The sequence below is a fragment of the Dactylosporangium sp. CA-139114 genome (genome assembly GCF_050955725.1).
Classification (GTDB): domain Bacteria; phylum Actinomycetota; class Actinomycetes; order Mycobacteriales; family Micromonosporaceae; genus Dactylosporangium.
Genome location: NZ_CP192080.1, coordinates 3758213 through 3773588, shown reverse-complemented (window position 1 = coordinate 3773588; position 15376 = coordinate 3758213). Strand labels below are relative to the sequence as shown.

Annotated in this window: 13 protein-coding genes; 10 read left to right on the top strand and 3 right to left on the bottom strand. The window is 71.6% G+C overall.

Translation table 11 applies throughout. The features are described from left to right. Positions 1-141 precede the first annotated feature (141 nt). The gene (pcaD, locus tag ACQP2P_RS17170) at positions 142-909 is read left to right on the top strand and encodes a 3-oxoadipate enol-lactonase (protein WP_433617212.1); all 768 of its coding nucleotides are present in this window, start codon (positions 142-144) and stop codon (positions 907-909) included. On the opposite strand, the gene glgA is transcribed toward pcaD, so the two are convergent. After that, a complete protein-coding gene (glgA, locus tag ACQP2P_RS17165; RefSeq protein WP_433076386.1) occupies positions 894-2087 on the bottom strand; it encodes a glycogen synthase in 1194 nt (397 codons plus the stop codon). The genes pcaD and glgA overlap by 16 nt on opposite strands. A gap of 62 nt (positions 2088-2149) precedes the next feature. Here glgA and glgC point away from each other — a divergent pair, with 62 nt between their 5' ends. The 7 genes from glgC to ACQP2P_RS17130 are packed head-to-tail and all read left to right on the top strand — an operon-like array spanning position 2150 to position 11904. Then, positions 2150-3385 (top strand): glucose-1-phosphate adenylyltransferase, encoded by a 1236-nt coding sequence (gene glgC, locus ACQP2P_RS17160; protein WP_433617210.1) that lies wholly within the window; start codon positions 2150-2152, stop codon positions 3383-3385. Between the two features lie 42 nt (positions 3386-3427). Next, on the top strand, positions 3428-5539 hold the full coding sequence (locus ACQP2P_RS17155; protein ID WP_433617208.1) for an alpha-1,4-glucan--maltose-1-phosphate maltosyltransferase: 2112 nt from the start codon (positions 3428-3430) through the stop codon (positions 5537-5539). Positions 5540-5578: 39 nt separating this feature from the next. Next, complete coding sequence (treS, locus tag ACQP2P_RS17150) at positions 5579-7279, top strand: maltose alpha-D-glucosyltransferase (protein WP_433617207.1); 1701 nt, start codon at positions 5579-5581, stop codon at positions 7277-7279. A gap of 23 nt (positions 7280-7302) precedes the next feature. Then, the gene (locus tag ACQP2P_RS17145; RefSeq protein ID WP_433617206.1) at positions 7303-8640 is read left to right on the top strand and encodes a maltokinase N-terminal cap-like domain-containing protein; all 1338 of its coding nucleotides are present in this window, start codon (positions 7303-7305) and stop codon (positions 8638-8640) included. An 8-nt stretch (positions 8641-8648) separates the two neighbouring features. After that, positions 8649-10757, top strand: coding sequence for a 1,4-alpha-glucan branching protein GlgB (gene glgB, locus ACQP2P_RS17140; protein ID WP_433617205.1), 2109 nt, complete (start codon positions 8649-8651; stop codon positions 10755-10757). Positions 10758-10776: 19 nt separating this feature from the next. Next, a complete protein-coding gene (locus ACQP2P_RS17135) occupies positions 10777-11217 on the top strand; it encodes an SRPBCC family protein (protein WP_433617203.1) in 441 nt (146 codons plus the stop codon). A gap of 60 nt (positions 11218-11277) precedes the next feature. Further along, complete coding sequence (locus ACQP2P_RS17130; protein ID WP_433617201.1) at positions 11278-11904, top strand: hypothetical protein; 627 nt, start codon at positions 11278-11280, stop codon at positions 11902-11904. Here ACQP2P_RS17130 and ACQP2P_RS17125 read toward each other — a convergent pair. Beyond that, positions 11871-12368 (bottom strand): hypothetical protein, encoded by a 498-nt coding sequence (locus tag ACQP2P_RS17125; RefSeq protein WP_433076401.1) that lies wholly within the window; start codon positions 12366-12368, stop codon positions 11871-11873. The two genes, ACQP2P_RS17130 and ACQP2P_RS17125, sit on opposite strands and share 34 nt — an antisense overlap. 24 nt (positions 12369-12392) lie before the next feature. Here ACQP2P_RS17125 and ACQP2P_RS17120 point away from each other — a divergent pair, with 24 nt between their 5' ends. Both ACQP2P_RS17120 and ACQP2P_RS17115 read left to right on the top strand, forming a co-directional pair. Further along, on the top strand, positions 12393-13208 hold the full coding sequence (locus tag ACQP2P_RS17120) for a serine hydrolase (protein WP_433617199.1): 816 nt from the start codon (positions 12393-12395) through the stop codon (positions 13206-13208). A gap of 9 nt (positions 13209-13217) precedes the next feature. After that, entirely contained in the window at positions 13218-14045 is an 828-nt protein-coding gene (locus ACQP2P_RS17115) for a transglutaminase-like domain-containing protein (protein WP_433617198.1), read from the top strand. Here ACQP2P_RS17115 and ACQP2P_RS17110 read toward each other — a convergent pair. Continuing rightward, complete coding sequence (locus tag ACQP2P_RS17110; RefSeq protein ID WP_433617196.1) at positions 14042-15343, bottom strand: diguanylate cyclase domain-containing protein; 1302 nt, start codon at positions 15341-15343, stop codon at positions 14042-14044. The two genes, ACQP2P_RS17115 and ACQP2P_RS17110, sit on opposite strands and share 4 nt — an antisense overlap. Positions 15344-15376 lie beyond the last annotated feature (33 nt).

The following is a 15376-nucleotide window of genomic DNA, read 5'->3' as shown; positions in this document are numbered from 1 at the left end:
GATGCGCTGAGTCGAAGCCTCTTGGCCGTCGCGGAGGACAGCGCGGGTAGGCGCCCTACCCGGGGAACTGGCAACCACGATAACGCCACATGACGGCAAACCCGTTCCGCTGAGAGCGAAGCGAGGTGATACAAGAATCCGGTGACGGCAACGACGCTGTTCCAACGCACCGCGGGCCCGCTCGGCGCGCCCTTCCTGCTGCTCGGCGGGTCGCTGGGCAGCAACCTCGACATGTGGCGGCCGCAGCTGACGCGCTTCGGCGACCGGCTGCGCGTGGTGCGCTTCGACCACCGCGGGCACGGCGGCTCGCCGGTCCCGCCGGGCCCGTACCGCATCGAAGACCTCGGCCGCGACGTCCTCGCCCTGCTCGACCGCCTCGGGATCGAGCGGGCGAGCTACTGCGGCCTGTCCCTGGGCGGCATGGTGGGCATGTGGCTGGCCGCCAACGCCCCGGAGCGCATCGAGCGCCTGGTGCTGATCTGCACCTCGGCCCACCTGCCGCCCGCCGGGAGCTGGCTGGACCGGGCGCGGCAGGTGCGGGCCGTGGGGATGCAGCCGGTCGCGGACGCGGTGCTCGGCCGGTGGTTCACGCCCCGCTTCCGCGCCGCGCTGCCGGCCCGGGTCGCGCCCTACCGGGCGATGATCGCCGCCTGCCCGGCCGAGGGCTACGCGGGCGGCTGCGAGGCGATCGCCGCCATGGACCTGCGCGCCGACCTGGACCGCATCGCCGCCCCGACCCTCGTGATCGCCGGGGCGGACGATCCGGCCACGCCGCCGGAGCACGGTGAGCTGATCGAGCGCCGGGTCCGCACCAGCCGTCTCGTGGTGGTACCGAACGCCGCCCATCTGGCCAACGTCGAGCAGCCGGAGGCGATCAGCCAGCTCATCGCCGATCACGTGATGGACTGATACACCGCCAGGGTCCGGTCGGCGATCGCCGCCCAGGAGAAGTGGTCCACGGCCCGCTGCCGACCGGCCCGGCCGAACGCGGCCGCCCGCGCCGGGTCCTCCAGCAGCGCCGTCATCGCGTCGGCGAGGTCGGCCACGAACCGGTCGGGGTCCAGCGGCGTGCCGGAGCCGTCCGCGACCTGCTCGATCGGCACCAGCAGCCCGGTCTCGCGGTCGGCGACGACCTCGGGGATGCCGCCGGTCGCGGTCGCCACGACCGCCGTCTGGCAGGCCATCGCCTCGAGGTTCACGATGCCCATCGGCTCGTAGATCGACGGGCAGACGAACAGGGTGGCGTGCGTGAGGACCTGGATGACCTCGCGCTTGGGCAGCATCTCCTGCACCCACACGACCCCGGAGCGGGTCGCCTTGAGCTCGTCGGCCAGGGCGGTGACCTCGGCCGCGATCTCCGGCGTGTCGGGGGCGCCGGCCAGCAGGACGATCTGGGTGTCCGCCGGCAGCGACCGGGCGGCGCGCAACAGGTACGGCAACCCCTTCTGCCGCGTGATCCGCCCGACGTAGACGACGCTGGGCCGCTGCGGGTCGATGCCGAGGCGCTCCAGCACGTCGGTCGCCGGGTCCGGCGCGTACTGGGCCGTGTCGATGCCGTTGTAGACGACGTGCACCTTGTCCGGGTCGACGCCGGGGTAGGCGCGCAGCACGTCGGCCTTCATCCCGGCGGACACGGCGATGACGGCGTCGGCGGCCTCGATCGCGGTCCGCTCGCACCACGACGACAGCGCATACCCGCCGCCGAGCTGCTCGGCCTTCCACGGGCGCAGCGGCTCGAGGCTGTGCGTGGTCACCACGTGCGGCACCCCGTGCAGCAGCTTGGCGACGTGCCCGGCCAGATTCGCGTACCAGGTGTGGCTGTGCACGACGTCGGTGCCGGCGCACCCGGCGGCCATCTCCAGGTCGACGCCCATGGTGCGCAGGGCGGCGTTGGCCCCGGCCAGCCCCGCGGGGTCGGCGTACCCGGTCACCCCGGCCTCGGCGCGCGGCGCTCCGAAGCAGTGCACGCGCACGTCCAGCGGGGCCGAGCGCAGGTTGCGAAGCTCGCGGGCCAGATACTCCAGGTGCACGCCGGCGCCGCCGTAGACGTCGGGCGGGTATTCTCGGGTGAGCAGGTCTACTCGCACGCCCCAAACACTAATTGCTGTTCGTCTGGCGCAACACGCCGGACACGTTTAGCGTCTGGCCCATGGCTGCCAAGAACGTCCTCGCGATCGTCCTCGCCGGAGGCGAGGGCAAGCGGCTCATGCCCTTGACCACCGACCGGGCCAAGCCCGCGGTGCCGTTCGGCGGCATCTACCGCCTGATCGACTTCGTGCTGTCCAACCTGGCCAACGGCGGCTATCTCAAGATGGTCGTGCTGACCCAGTACAAGTCGCACTCGCTGGACCGGCACGTCACGAAGACCTGGCGGATGTCGACGCTGCTGGGCAACTACGTGACGCCGGTGCCCGCGCAGCAGCGCCTGGGCCCGCGCTGGTTCGCCGGCTCCGCCGACGCCATCTACCAGAGCCTGAACCTCATCAACGACGAGCGGCCCGACTACGTCATCGTCTTCGGCGCGGACCACATCTACCGGATGGACCCGGAGCAGATGGTGCGCCAGCACATCGAGTCCGGGGCGGCCGCCACGGTGGCCGGCATCCGCCAGCCGCTGTCGACCGCCGACCAGTTCGGGGTGATCGAGGTCGGCGGGGGCGGCCGGCAGATCAGCGCCTTCCGCGAGAAGCCCAAGGACGCCCGGGGCCTGCCGGACAGCCCCGGCGAGATCTTCGCCTCGATGGGCAACTACGTGTTCACCACCGACGCGCTCATCGACGCGGTGACCCGGGACGCGCAGGACGCGTCCAGCAAGCACGACATGGGCGGCAACATCATTCCGTACTTCGTGGAGAAGAACGACGCCGCCGTCTACGACTTCAGCACGAACGTGGTCCCGGGCAGCTCCGAGCGCGACCGCGGCTACTGGCGCGACGTCGGGACGCTGGACTCGTACTACGAGGCCAACATGGACCTCATCTCGGTGCAGCCGGTCTTCAACCTCTACAACTACGACTGGCCGATCTACACCGGGAACAGCCCGTGGCCGCCGGCCAAGTTCGTGCACGGCTGGGGCGAGCGCGTCGGCCGGGCGATCGGCTCGATGATCTCCCCCGGCGCGGTCATCTCCGGCTCGCTGGTGGAGAACTCGGTGGTCTCCCCGAACGTGAAGGTGCACTCCTGGGCCCACGTCGAGGGCTCGGTGCTCATGGAGGGCGTCGACATCGGGCGGCACGCCGTGGTGCGCAACGCCATCCTGGACAAGAACGTCGTCGTGCCCGAGGGCGCCGAGATCGGCGTCGACCTCGAGCGCGACCGTGAGCGGTTCACCGTTTCCGAGGGCGGCATCGTCGTGGTGGGCAAAGGTCAGCGCGTCGAGCCGTAGCTTCCCGTGCAGCAACCGCGACAATTCGATACGGTGAGGATCATGGGCAATCCCCCTGAGGCGCTCAAGACGGAGATCGCGACCACAAAAGCGACCGAAACGGAGATCGCGCTGTCCGAGGAACCGGTCGAGCCCCAGGAGACGGCCGAGTCGCCGGCGGCGTCCTTCCACGCCCCGGCGGTCGGAGTCGGCCAGCGGTTCCCCATCGAACAGGTCACGCCGCAGATCGAGGGCGGTCGCTTCGCGGCCAAGGCCGTCGTCGGCGAGGCGGTGCCGGTCTCCGCGGTGTCGTACCGCGAGGGCCACGCGATGATGGGCTGCAACGTCGTGCTCATCGCGCCCGACGGCACGCAGCGGCCGTTCAACCGGCTGCGCCCCGGCCCGGCCGGCACCGACTCCTGGCTCGGCGAGATCCGGCCCGACGCGGTCGGCGCGTGGCAGTTCGCCATCGAGGCGTTCAGCGACCCGTACCTCACCTGGCACAGCGCCGTGTCCAAGAAGATCGCCGCCGGCCAGGGCCTCGAGGACCTCGCCAACGACCTGGCCGAGGGCGCGGCCCTGCTGCGCGAGGCGGCCGCGGACATGCCCGGCGAGGAGCGCGGGCGGGTCCTCGGCGCGGCCGGCGCCCTCGACGACGCCGACATCCCGCTGTTCGCGCGGGTGTCGCCGGCGCTGGGCCTCACCGACGTGCTGTGGCGCCACCCGCTGCGCCAGCAGGTGACCCGCGGCGACGCGCTGCCGCTGTGGTGCGACCGGGAGCGGGCGCTGTTCTCGGCCTGGTACGAGTTCTTCCCGCGCTCCGAGGGCGCCGTCGTGGACGAGCGCGGCAAGCCGGTCAAGCACGGCACGTTCGCCTCCGCCACGCCGCGCCTGGCGCAGGTCGCGGCGATGGGGTTCGACGTCGTGTACCTCCCGCCGATCCACCCGATCGGCCGCAGCAACCGTAAGGGCCCGAACAACACCCTGGTCGCCGGCCCCGAGGACGTCGGCTCCCCGTGGGCGATCGGCGCGGCCGAGGGCGGGCACGACGCCATCCACCCGGACCTCGGCACCCTCGCCGACTTCAAGGCGTTCATCGGCGCGGCGCACGGCGCCGGCGTGGAGATCGCCATGGACCTGGCGCTGCAGTGCGCGCCCGACCACCCGTGGGTCACCGAGCACCCGGAGTGGTTCACCACCCGCGCCGACGGCACCATCGCCTACGCCGAGAACCCGCCGAAGAAGTACCAGGACATCTACCCGCTCAACTTCGACAACGACCCCGAGGGCATCCGCGCCGAGATCCTGCGCGTGGTCCTGCACTGGGTCGAGCAGGGCGTGAAGATCTTCCGGGTCGACAACCCGCACACGAAGCCGGTGGGCTTCTGGCACTGGCTCATCGGCGAGGTCAAGGCGGTCGATCCCGACGTGCTGTTCCTCGCCGAGGCGTTCACCCGCCCGGCGATGATGCACGGGCTGGGCAAGGTCGGCTTCACGCAGTCGTACACGTACTTCACCTGGCGCGTCGAGGGCTGGGAGATCCGCGAATACGTCAACGAGCTCATCGCGGCCGCGGACTACATGCGCCCGAACTTCTGGCCCAACACGCCCGACATCCTGCCCGTGCACCTGCAGCAGGGCGGGCCGCCGATGTTCAAGATCCGGGCCGTGCTCGCCTCGCTGCTGAGCCCGTCCTGGGGCATGTACGCGGGCTTCGAGCTCTTCGAGCACCTGCCGCGCCCGGGCGCCGAGGAGTACCTGGACAACGAGAAGTTCCAGCTGCGCCCCCGCGACTGGGAGGCCGCCGAGCGCAACGGCGAGTCCCTCGCGCCGTACCTGCGCCGGCTCAACACCGTGCGCCGCGAGCACAAGGCGCTGCAGCGGCTGCGCAACACGGTGTTCCACGGCATCGACAACGAGCAGATGCTGTGCTGGTCCAAGCGCGACCCCGAGACCGACGACACCGTCCTCGTCGTCGTGTCGCTGGATTCACACAACGTGCAGTGGGGTAACACGACACTGGACATGCCCGCGCTCGGTTTCGACTGGCACGAGCGGTTCACGGTGCGCGATGAGATCACCGGCGCGACCTTCGACTGGGGACAACACAACGCCGTCCGGCTCGACCCCTACTACGAGCCGGCCCATGTGTTCACGGTGCATCGTCACCGGTGATGCGTCACCGATGACGACGGGCAGCAAGGTAGGTACTACATGAGCGACACAGTCGAGCACCCGTCGTCCAGCGACTTCGACCAGGCGCGGGTCCTGCCCGCCGACGATCGCTGGTTCCAGCGGGCCGTGTTCTACGAGGTGCTGGTCCGGGCCTTCGCCGACTCCAACGCCGACGGCTCCGGCGATCTCAAGGGACTCATCGGCCAGCTCGACTATCTGCAGTGGCTCGGCGTCGACTGCCTGTGGCTGCCTCCGTTCTACGACTCGCCGCTGCGCGACGGCGGGTACGACATCCGGGACTTCTACAAGGTCCTGCCCGAGTTCGGCACCGTCGATGACTTCGTCGCCCTGCTCGACGCGGCCCACAAGCGCGGCATCCGGGTCATCACCGACCTGGTCATGAACCACACCTCGGACTCGCACCAGTGGTTCCAGGAGTCCCGGCGCGACCCCGACGGCCCGTACGGCGACTACTACGTGTGGTCCGACACCGACAAGGCCTACTCCGACGCCCGGGTCATCTTCGTCGACACCGAGGAGTCCAACTGGACCTTCGACCCGGTGCGGCGGCAGTTCTTCTGGCACCGGTTCTTCTCCCACCAGCCGGACCTCAACTACGCCAACCCCGAGGTCCAGCGCGAGATGATCGACGTGCTGCGGTTCTGGCTGGACCTGGGCATCGACGGCTTCCGGCTCGACGCGGTGCCGTACCTCTTCGAGTCCGAGGGCACCAACTGCGAGAACCTGCCCGAGACCCACGAGTTCCTGCGCCGCTGCCGCAAGGTCATCGACGACGAGTTCCCCGGCCGGGTCCTGCTCGCCGAGGCCAACCAGTGGCCGGCCGACGTCGTGGAGTACTTCGGCGACGGCGACGAGTGCCACATGGCGTTCCACTTCCCGCTCATGCCCCGCATCTTCATGGCCGTGCGCCGCGAGTCGCGCTTCCCGATCTCGGAGATCCTGGCCCACACCCCGCAGATCCCCAGCAACTGCCAGTGGGGCATCTTCCTGCGCAACCACGACGAGCTGACCCTCGAGATGGTCACCGACGAGGAGCGCGACTACATGTACGCGGAGTACGCCAAGGACCCGCGGATGCGCGCCAACGTGGGCATCCGGCGCCGGCTCGCCCCGCTGCTGGAGAACGACCGCAACCAGATCGAGCTGTTCACCGCCCTGCTGCTCTCCCTGCCCGGCTCCCCGGTGCTGTACTACGGCGACGAGATCGGCATGGGCGACAACATCTGGCTCGGCGACCGCGACGGCGTGCGCACCCCGATGCAGTGGACCCCGGACCGCAACGCCGGCTTCTCGCAGGCCAACCCGGGCCGGCTCTACCTGCCGGCGATCCAGGACCACGTGTACGGCTACCAGTCGGTCAACGTCGAGGCGCAGCGGGAGAGCTCCACCTCGGTGCTCAACTGGACCCGCACGATGCTGCAGGTCCGCCGCCGCCACGAGGCCTTCGCCGCCGGCGAGTTCCGCGAGCTGGGCGGCTCCAACCCCTCGATCCTCGCCTTCGTGCGGGTCCACGGCGACGACGTCGTGCTGTGCGTGAACAACCTGTCGCGGTTCCCGCAGCCGATCGAGCTGAACCTGCAGAACTGGGCCGGATACACGCCCGTCGAGCTCACGGGGCACGTCCAGTTCCCGGCGATCGGCCAGCTGCCGTATCTGCTGACCCTGCCGGGACACGGTTTCTACTGGTTCCAGCTGACCGCGCCGGTAGAGCAGAGCTGACTGAGAAGGCGATGAGGATGGCCATGACGACTCTGCCGTACACCGACTGGCTGCCGCATCAGCGGTGGTACGCGGGCCGCACCCGCACCCTCACGAAGGCCGAGCCCGCCCTCGTCACGCACCTGCCCGACGGACTCGACCACGTGTTGCTCGACGCGCACTACGAGGACGGCGGGTCGGAGCGGTACCAGATCTTCGTCGGCTGGAACCTCGACGTGGCCGCGGAGCTGTCGGCGGCGGCCCTCATCGGCTCCGACGGCGACCGCACCGCCTCCGACGCCCTCTACGACGAGCACTCGGCGCAGCGGATCCTCGCGCTCATCGACACCGGCGCGGTCGTCGACGGGGTGCGGTTCGTGCCCGAGCCGGGGGTCGCGCTGCCGGTCGACGCGCCCGCGCGGATCTCCGGCGCCGAGCAGAGCAACACGTCGGTCGTCTTCGACAGCGCCGCGATCCTCAAGGCGTTCCGGCGCGTGACCACCGGCATCAACCCCGACCTGGAGCTCAACCGCGTGCTGGCGCGGGCCGGCTGCCCGAACGTGGCCCGGCTGCTGGGCGCCATCGAGAGCGACACCCCCGACGGCGAGCACCTGGCGCTGGCGATGGTGACGGAGTACGCCCAGAACTCGGCCGAGGGCTGGGCGATGGCGACCACGAGCGCCCGCGACCTCTACGCCGAGCACGACCTGAACCCCGAGGAAGTGGGCGGCGACTTCGCCGGCGAGTCCGCCCGGCTGGGCGAGGCCGTCGCGCACGTGCACAACACCCTCGCCGCGGAGCTCGGCACGCAGGCCGCTCCCCCGCCGGTCGAGGCGATGCTGGCCCGGCTCGACAGCGCCGTGAAGGTGGTCCCCGACCTCGAGGCGCTGGCCGGCGACATCGCGGCCCTGTTCCGCTCGATCGGCGACGAGCCCGTGCGCACCCAGCGCATCCACGGCGACCTGCACCTCGGCCAGGTCCTGCGCACGCCCGAGTCCTGGCTGCTGATCGACTTCGAGGGCGAGCCCGGCGTGCCGGTGCACGAGCGCCGGAAGCCCGACTCGGTGCTGCGCGACGTCGCCGGCATGCTGCGCTCCTACGAGTACGCCGCCTACCAGCTGCTGCTCGGCCAGGAGGACGACGAGGAGCTCGGCCGACGGGCCCGGCAGTGGGTCGACCGTAACCGTGACGCGTTCTGCGACGGCTATGCTGCCGCGGCGGGGTACGACCCGCGCGAGGACCGGGCTTTGCTGCGCGCCTACGAGCTGGACAAGGCGGTCTACGAGAGCGCGTACGAGGCGCGGTACCGGCCGAGCTGGCTGCGGATTCCCCTGCAGTCGATCGAGCGCATGGTGAACGGTTCCGACCTGACGACAAGGTGAGCACCCCTATGAATCTCGACGACCTCATCGCCGGCCGGTCCCACGACCCGCACGGCCTGCTCGGCGCGCACCCCGGCACCGACACGACGGTGATCCGGACGCTGCGCCCGGCAGCCACGGACGTGGCCGTGGTCACCGGCGGCGAGCGATACCCGATGACGCAAGTGCACAGCGGCGGCGTGTTCGAGGTCGAGGTCCCCGGTGTCGTCGACGACTACCGCATCGACGCCGACGGCACGGTCGTCGACGACCCGTACCGCCATCTGCCGACCCTCGGCGAGCTCGACCTGCACCTCATCCAGGAGGGGCGCCACGAGCGGCTGTGGACCGTCCTCGGCGCGCAGGTGCGCCCCGGTGGCGTCGCCTTCGCGGTGTGGGCCCCGAACGCGCGCGGCGTGCGCGTGGTCGGCGACTTCACCGGCTGGGGCGCGCACGACGGGCTGCCGATGCGCTCGCTCGGCGGCAGCGGCGTGTGGGAGCTCTTCGTCCCGGACGCGCAGGCCGGCCAGAAGTACAAGTTCCGGCTCCTGACCCCGGACAACGACTGGGTGGAGAAGGCCGATCCGCTCGCCCAGCACACCGAGGAGCCGCCGGCCACCGCGAGCGTCATCTACAGCTCGCAGTACGACTGGAAGGACGCCGACTGGGTCGCCTCCCGCGCGGAGCGGCGCGCGCACGAGGAGCCGGTGAGCATCTACGAGGTGCACCTGGGCTCGTGGCGGCCGGGCCTGTCGTACCTGGAGCTGGCCGACCAGCTCACCGAGTACGTCAAGGAGATGGGCTTCACGCACGTGGAGTTCCTGCCCGTGATGGAGCACCCGTTCGGCGGCTCGTGGGGCTACCAGGTCACCGGCTACTACGCCCCGACCGCGCGCTTCGGCTCGCCGGACGAGTTCCGCCACCTCGTCGACCGGCTCCACCAGGCCGACATCGGCGTGATCCTGGACTGGGTGCCCGCGCACTTCCCCAAGGACTCGTGGGCGCTCGCCCGGTTCGACGGGACGCCGCTGTACGAGCACGGCGACTGGCGCCGCGGCGAGCACCCGGACTGGGGCACCCTCATCTTCGACTTCGGCCGCAAGGAGGTGCGCAACTTCCTCGTGGCGAACGCCCTGTACTGGTGCGAGGAGTTCCACGCCGACGCGCTGCGGGTCGACGCGGTCGCCTCGATGCTCTACCTCGACTACTCCCGCGAGCACGGGCAGTGGGCGCCGAACCAGTACGGCGGCCGGGAGAATCTCGACGCGATCTCCTTCCTGCAGGAGGCGAACGCGACCGTCTACAAGCACCACCCCGGCATCATGATGATCGCCGAGGAGTCGACGGCCTGGCTCGGCGTCACGCGCCCCACCGACGCCGGCGGGCTCGGCTTCGGCTTCAAGTGGAACATGGGCTGGATGCACGACACGCTGACCTACGTCAGCAAGGACCCGATCTACCGCCAGTACCACCACAACCAGATGACGTTCGCGACCGTCTACGCCTGGAGCGAGAACTACGTCCTGCCGATCAGCCACGACGAGGTCGTGCACGGCAAGGGCTCGCTCGTCGGCAAGATGCCCGGCGACCTGTGGAAGAAGGTCGCCAACGCGCGGGCGCTGCTGGCCTACATGTGGTCCTTCCCCGGCAAGCAGCTGCTGTTCATGGGCTGCGAGCTCGGCGACGAGCAGGAGTGGTCCGAGGAGCGCGGCCTGGACTGGGGCCTGGTCCAGGACCCGCTGCGCGGCGGCCTGCAGAAGCTCGTGCGCGACCTGAACGACGTCTACAAGCGCACGCCGGCGCTGTGGACCCAGGACACCTCGCCCGACGGCTTCCGCTGGATCAACAACGAGGACTCCGGCGGCAACGTCTTCTCCTACCTGCGCTGGGGCGGCGACGGCTCGGTCGTGGCGGTCGTCGTGAACTTCGCGGCGCACCCGCACGAGGGCTACCGCATCGGCCTGCCCTTCACCGGCCGCTGGCAGGAGATCCTCAACACCGATGCCGACGTGTACGGCGGATCGGGCGTCGGCAACATGGGCTCGGTCGAGGCCACGGGCCAGCCCGCGAACGGGTTTCCCGCCTCGGCCGAGATTCGGATCCCCCCGCTGGGTGCCCTCTGGCTGAAGCTGGGGTAGGCGGTCGTACGCTGCGTGCATGAGCGTGGATTTCCGCGACACCATCACCATCGCGGCCCCGGCCACGATCGCCGGCGACATCATGAAGGCGGTCCAGGAGTGGCCCTCCTGGACCGCTTCCGTGTCCCATGTGGACCGTGCCGCGTCCGGACCCCTGACCGTGGGCGAGACCGTGGGCGTCACCCAGCCGAAGCTGCGTCCCAGCACCTGGACCGTGACGAAGGTGGACGCGCACGGCTTCGAGTGGTCCTCGGACTCGGCCCCGGGCGTGCGCAACGTCGGCGGGCACTGGGCCATCGACAACGGCGACGGGACGTGCACGGCCGAGCTGACGCTGTCCTTCGCCGGCCCTCTGGCCAGGGTCGTGACCCTGTTCTACAGCGGCCTCATCCGCCGGTACATCCGGATGGAGGCCGAGGGCCTGCGCAAGGCCGCGGAGGCCGCCGCGCAGGGATCGTGACGCGTTCCCGCTCCGGAACCGGACACCGTCCAACCGGGTGCGACTACACTGCGTAGTGTCATGCGCACACGAACAGGAATCGCCGTGGTCGTGGGGGCGGCGCTGCTCGTCGGGCTCGCCGCGATGCGGTCGGCCGTCGGGCTGCCGCCGCCGATCGACCCCTCGGCGTCGCCCTCGATGGCACCGCCGTCGGCGTACCCGTCGCCCGTCGTCTCCGGGCCGGGGGCGCAGGCGGTCGACTGCTCGGCGATTCCGCGGTACGGCACCGGCGTGCTCCCCGCCGACGCGGGCGGCGAGTTCATCCCGTACGGCGCGAACGCCATCACCCGGTGCGACACCCCGATGACGACCCCGGCCCCGACCGTCGCCCCGCCCGAGGTGCTCACCAAGGACGTCGACAGCTTCGTGCGGCTGCTCAACAGCCTGCCCGCGCCGCAGCCGGACCAGGCGTGCCTGCGCGTCGCCTTCCCCACCCAGCTCAGCTATGTCATCACGTTCGAGCCGGCCACGCGGAAGCGGCCGCTGGTGATGGTGGTGGACCGCAACTGCGCGGCCCTGATGATCACGGAGAACCTGTCGAGCCGCGTGCGGTCCTACGCGCAGCTGGACCCGATGCCGCTCTTCGAGCAGCTGTTCGCGGCGCAGGGCCCCGCTCAGCGCTCGGGGTCCAGGGCCACGACGCGGTAGGAGCCCTCGGGGGCCGAGTGCTCGGGCGCGGGGCGGCTCGGGGTGTGCGAGTGCACCCGCCCGCCCGACGGGCCCCGGCGGGAGATCACCGGGAACGCCACGAACCGGATCGGGTCCGCGGGCGGCACGAGGCGGCCCGAGCCCCAGCGCACCCACAGCGCCTCCCGCCCCGCGGCGGCCTCGGCGGCGAGCTTGTCCAGCGTGCGCCGGCGGTCGGCGTGGTCCACCTCGACCACCAGCGGCGGGCCGCCCGGGCGCGCGATGCCGACGTCGACGACCGAGAACTGCTGCTCGTAGGGCGGGGGCAGCGGCACGACGCTCGCCGCCCGCCGGTAGGCGCGCCAGCCCCGGCCCACGGCCCACGCGACGGTCGCGGCGATGAGCAGCTCGGTGACCTCGTCGGTGCCGCGGTCGGCGAACGTCAGCAGGTCCAGGTGCTCCTGCAACTCGGCGGCGGCGTCCATGGCAGGAACCCTAGACTGCCGGTGGTGGCACCCGAAAACATCCGCCGGGCCTACGCGCGGCACAAGCACCGCGCGGGCGGGGACTGGCACGCCCGGGTCAGCGTCGGCGGGAGCGTCGTGGTCGAGGACGACGACGAGCGGGTCATCCGCGGGTACAGCGTGCAGAAGCTGGCCCTGGCGAGCGCCCTGCTGGCCAAGGCCGACCGCGGCGAGCTGGACCTGGGCCGGCGCGTCCGCCTCGAGCGCCGCGACGTCATCGGCGGTTCCGGGGTGTACCACCTGCAGCCCGTCCACGGCGACGAGCTCACGGTCGCGGGCGTGCTCACCGCGCTGCTGCTGGTGTCCGACAACACCGCGGTGCGGCTGTGCGGCCGGCTCGTCCCCGGCCCCGAGGTCAACGAGATCCTGGCCTCGCTCGGCCTGACCCGCACCCGGGTGGAGCCCACCGCCGCCGACCCGGCCCGGTTCCTCCTCGGCACCACGACCGCCCGCGAGACCCACGACCTGCTCGCGTGCCTGGCCGCCGGGGCGCTGCTGAGCGCGGCGAGCACCGCGTTCATGCTGGGCGTCCTGCGCGCGCCGGCCGGCTACCACGACGGCGTTCGGCGGGACCTGAGCGGCCCCGACCGTGCCCGCGTGGCCACGAAACACGGCGCCGACCGGGACGCGACGGGCGCCGCGCGGCACGAGGCGGGAATCGTCTTCAGCCCGGCCGGCGCGCCCACGGCCGTGTACGCCCTGTTCGCGGACGCCCTGGGGGACGCCGCCGACTACGGGCCGACGCATCCGGCCGTCCGGGCCCACGCCGCGCTGGGGCGGATCCTGCTCGGGAGTTGCTAGGTTCGGTCTATGTTGCAGCGGTACCGCGAGCAGTCGCGCTTCAGCGACCCCGGCCGGTTCGGCGAACTCCTCGACGAGCTGCCCGATGACGTGGCGGGGCTGATGGCGGTGGTGCGCAACGTGCTCGTGCACTACCGGGCGGCCGGGATCGCGTTCGACGGGGCCCGGCTGGCCGAGATCGACTCGCGCTGGGCCTCGCGGATGCTCGCGCTGGACCAGCAGCGCTTCCCCGTGCCGCTGGCCGAGCCGCGGCCCCAGGCACAGCGGGTCGTCGGCTGCTGCCGCGACTTCACGCTGCTCACCATCGCGGCGCTGCGCCGGCGCGGGGTGCCCGCGCGCAGCCGGGTCGGGTTCTCGCCGTACTTCGCCGACGACTGGAACTACGACCACGTCGTCGCCGAGTTCTGGAACGGCACCCGGTGGGTGCTCGCCGACGCACAGCTCGACCCGGCCGACCACCCGTTCAACACCGCCGATCTGCCGCAGTTCATCACCGCGGCCCAGGCGTGGACGGCGCACCGGCGGGGGCTGATCGACGCGGACCGGTACGGGGTGGATCCGGCGCTGCCGTTCCACGGCCACCAGTTCCTGCTCGACTCGGTGCTGCTCGAGGTCGCGCACCGCCACGGCGACGAGGCGCTGCTGTGGGACCAGTGGGGGGCGATCACCGACCGGACCGCGGACGAGCTGGCCGAGCTGCTGCTGGCCGCCGACCGCGGGGACGCCGGCGCGGCGCGGGTGCTGGCGCGGCGCTACGAGACCGACCCCTCGCTGCACCTGAGCAACCGGGTGCACTGCATGAGCCCCAGCGGCTTCGACGGCTGGGTCTCGATCTAGCCGGAGTGCACGACCCGGCCCTTGCCGCCCGTCTTCGCGGCGTACATGGCCTGGTCCGCGTCGTGCATGAGCGCGTCGATGGGGACCTCGCCGTCCCACAGGCTCACGCCGATGCTCGCGTGCGGGGTGATGACGCAGTCGGGGCGGTAGGTCGCCGGCTCCTGCAGGTCGGTGCAGAGCCGGTCGGCGACGAGGTAGACGTCCTCGGCCGACTCGACGCCGTCGAGCAGCACCGCGAACTCGTCGCCGCCGAGGCGGGCCACGGTGTCCTGGGCGCGCACGCCCGCGACCAGCCGCTCGGCCACGACGGTGAGCAGGAAGTCCCCGGCGTTGTGCCCGTAGGCGTCGTTGACCTGCTTGAAGCCGTCGAGGTCGATGAGCAGCATGGCGACCGGCAGGCCCGCGGCCGCGTTGGGGCGGGCGGCGGCGATGCGCTCGCGCAGCAGGGCTCGGTTGGCCAGGCCGGTGAGGCCGTCGTGGGAGGCGCGGTGGTGGACCTCCTCGAAGGCGGCCCGCAGCACACCCAGCGTCTCGTTGAGCGAGCGGCCCATCTGCCCGACCTCGTCGCCCCGGTCGAGCTCGACGCGGCGGCTGAGGTCGCCGCGGGCGACGCGGGCGAGGACGTCGACGACCTCGCGCAGCGGCCGGGAGATGGCGCGGGCGGTGAGCACGGCGAGCAGGATCGCGGTGAGCGCGCCGGCGGCGAGCAGGGCGGCGGTGAGCTGGGTGTTGCGGATGCCGTTGACCTTGGCCCGGCGGGCGCCGTCGGCGACGGCCTCGACGAGCTGGTCGAGGAACGAGTTGGCGCGGTCCTTCACGGCGCGGGCGATGGCCTCGGAGCGCACGAGCACGACGGAGGCGGCCTTGCGCTGGTCGCCGGCGTCGGCGGCGTCGAGGGCGGCCTGGCGCGCGGTCCGCCACATGGTGACGGTGGCGGCGAACGCCTTGAGGCCCGACAGCTCGTTGCGCGGCAGGTCGAGGGCGCGCAGCTCGGCGATGCGGGCGTCGATGTCGCGGTCGGAGTCGACGATGACCTCGGCGTAGGTGTCGCGGTAGAAGCCGGGGTCGGACAGGATGTAGGCCAGGACGGCCTCGAGCTCGGCGCCGACGGCGGAGCGCACGTCGGTCATCTTGTCGACGGCGACGACGTTGACGCGGTAGTCGCGGTCCTGCTCGGCGACGAGCCGCTGGAGGTTGACGAGTCCCACGACGCCGGATGCGGTGAAGATCGCGGTCACGACGAGGGACACGCTGACGATCTTCGTGGCGATCCGCAGATCCGCCACCCGTCGCCGCACGCGTCCGAACACGGTCACCACATCGGCATCCCG

What these genes read in the sequence shown, in the direction of transcription:
- ACQP2P_RS17155 (WP_433617208.1), top strand. Translation starts at nt 3,428, where the DNA reads ATGGGCAATCCCCCTGAGGCGCTCAAGACGGAGATCGCGACCACAAAA.
- ACQP2P_RS17130 (WP_433617201.1), top strand. Translation starts at nt 11,278, where the DNA reads ATGCGCACACGAACAGGAATCGCCGTGGTCGTGGGGGCGGCGCTGCTC.
- ACQP2P_RS17125 (WP_433076401.1), bottom strand. Translation starts at nt 12,368, where the DNA reads ATGGACGCCGCCGCCGAGTTGCAGGAGCACCTGGACCTGCTGACGTTC.
- ACQP2P_RS17145 (WP_433617206.1), top strand. Translation starts at nt 7,303, where the DNA reads ATGACGACTCTGCCGTACACCGACTGGCTGCCGCATCAGCGGTGGTAC.
- ACQP2P_RS17135 (WP_433617203.1), top strand. Translation starts at nt 10,777, where the DNA reads ATGAGCGTGGATTTCCGCGACACCATCACCATCGCGGCCCCGGCCACG.
- glgC (WP_433617210.1), top strand. Translation starts at nt 2,150, where the DNA reads ATGGCTGCCAAGAACGTCCTCGCGATCGTCCTCGCCGGAGGCGAGGGC.
- glgB (WP_433617205.1), top strand. Translation starts at nt 8,649, where the DNA reads ATGAATCTCGACGACCTCATCGCCGGCCGGTCCCACGACCCGCACGGC.
- ACQP2P_RS17115 (WP_433617198.1), top strand. Translation starts at nt 13,218, where the DNA reads ATGTTGCAGCGGTACCGCGAGCAGTCGCGCTTCAGCGACCCCGGCCGG.
- treS (WP_433617207.1), top strand. Translation starts at nt 5,579, where the DNA reads ATGAGCGACACAGTCGAGCACCCGTCGTCCAGCGACTTCGACCAGGCG.